Source organism: Algoriphagus faecimaris (assembly GCF_900101705.1).
Taxonomy (GTDB): Bacteria; Bacteroidota; Bacteroidia; order Cytophagales; family Cyclobacteriaceae; genus Algoriphagus; species Algoriphagus faecimaris.
In genome coordinates this window covers 34,510-36,530 of the sequence record NZ_FNAC01000044.1, presented here as the reverse complement: position 1 = coordinate 36,530, position 2,021 = coordinate 34,510, and the positions used below count along the sequence as shown (strand labels likewise).

The window sequence follows — 2,021 nt, the reverse complement described above, 5'->3', positions numbered from 1 at the left end:
ATGCAGGAACAGCGCCATTCCCCAACCAGTCCGGTACATATAGGGGAAGGACGAAAACCAGTAAGCTGGCCAATAAGAGAATTAAAACACTATTGACCTTATGTGCGGGCACAGCAATTCAATACAGTACCGAGATGAAGACTTATTACACCAGGAGGATAAATGAGGGGAAAAGTAAAATGAGTACGCTTAACATCATCAGAAACAAACTTCTCGCAAGGGCTTTTGCTGTTGTCAACCGAAATTCAAACTATGTAGACACCTTAAAATATGCCGCATGAAAAATCTAAAATTCTTCTTGCTTTAACCTTAGAATACGGGCAAACTCTTTAGGAATCATAGTAGCAATTGATACACTGAAATGAAAAGATCTAATATTAACATTCCCTTTTTGTCCATCAATCACAAAGTGATTGAATTCGATTAGCCACACATTGCTATGTGTGGTTATAAAATGAAAATAGAAAATTATCCTATCAACTCTGGAGAGCCTGTCCCGAAAATCGGGAAGTTGAATTTGAAAGACCTACCCCAGCTTGTCCGTTTATTTTAACCGACATTTTAAAATCAATTTTTAAATTCACCCAAGAAGGATTTTAACCATACAATTTTTCACTCTGTTTTCTATTGGTTTGATTGATGGAGTCTCGATCAACTGAGCTATTTTTGATTAGTTTTAAAATTGAACTGAATAAAACTATTTCATATATGCTTCTGAAAAAGCAAGTTTCCGTAGTCTTAGGTGTCCTGTTTTTGATGTCGGGTTGTAGTAAAAGAGAATTTGTAAAAGAGTCCGGGCAAGTCGAGTCCTTCGCTGAAATGGTAGCGGCCGGAGTCAAGCCCATTGCCTTGGGACCACCGATGACAGAGGCAGAAGTTGATTTGTTTTTGCCAGAAGCAGAGCGATTGGCAGAAAAGTATGGTGTTCGTTTTTTCCGTGAAGCGGATTTGATAGAAACTTGGTTGTTTCCTGAGGAGGTCAGCGTGGGTAAAGAAGTATTGATTTTTTATCAAGACTCGATTTATGTACAGGCCTATCAGGACTTAAAAGTTGAATTAGAAAAGGCAGATTCTGCGGAATTTGAGGGCTTTAGTAGACGTTTTGGTCGTTTATTGGGTTATCCGACTTGGAAAATCAATGAGCTTTTGGAGGCAAATAGCACTTTTCGGGACTTGGAAGACTTTGGGATTCAGGGTCAGGAGTTGATTTGGTTTTACAAAAATCTGGAAGCAGCAAAGGACTTTTATGCTAACAAACTGGGATTAAACCTTCTATCTGAGGACAGAAATACGATCACTTTCCAAATTGCAGGTGACTCCAGATTGGTTTTGAAAAGTGTGGAGGACTCTGATTATTCTGGAAAGGAATCCAAATCAGTAGCCTTAGCCTTGCTTACGGATAACCTCGAAGCTTGGTATGAACAGGTCAAAAAGGAAAATATTCCCATCAAATATACACTCAAGCAAAACCCGGAAGGAGCACATGATGGATTTGTTGCCGTAGATCCGGAGGGGTATTTATTGGAATTTGAAATGTTCCGAATGCATCCTGAAAATGAAGTTTTGATGCCGGAGTTATGGGGTCTTGAACCACAGGCAACTAGCCTTGGGTCGGAGTTGAATTTTTATGGCTCCGTCACTTGGTTGTATTATCAAGATATGCTTCCCATGGAGAATTTTATATCTGAGAAGTTGGGGTTGAGGCTTTCTGCAGATCAGGGTTGGGCTAAGATTTATCGAATGTCTGAGAACAGCTATTTGGGTTTGGTGGATGAAAAACGAGGGATGAATTCCTTTTCCGAGGAGAAGTTGGTGGAGGTCAAAATCGACTTAAAGGATGGTAAAAGCTGGGAATCCTTTTTGGAAAAGTCCGGTCAGGATTCCTCTAGAATGGCTGGGACTTTTCGTGATTTGGGAGGATACCTTTACCAATTTTAGACCTTTTGGATAACATTAAGATTTGCTTTTCGGCTATGCGCACTATGTTTCTATGTGGTTTTAAAAAAGAGTGAACCACATAG

The 2,021-nt window shown here is 39.8% G+C and carries 2 protein-coding genes; both read left to right on the top strand.

Annotation, left to right across the window (positions count from 1 at the left end; genetic code table 11):
- The coding region (locus BLQ57_RS17815) for a transposase (protein WP_139162797.1) at window positions 1–281 on the top strand (281 nt) is incomplete at its 5' end.
- A gap of 427 nt (window positions 282–708) precedes the next feature.
- Window positions 709–1,938 carry a VOC family protein gene (locus BLQ57_RS17810; RefSeq protein ID WP_169712792.1) on the top strand — a complete coding sequence of 410 codons (1,230 nt, stop codon included), beginning with the start codon at window positions 709–711 and terminating at the stop codon, window positions 1,936–1,938.
- The last annotated feature ends 83 nt before the right edge of the window (window positions 1,939–2,021 follow it).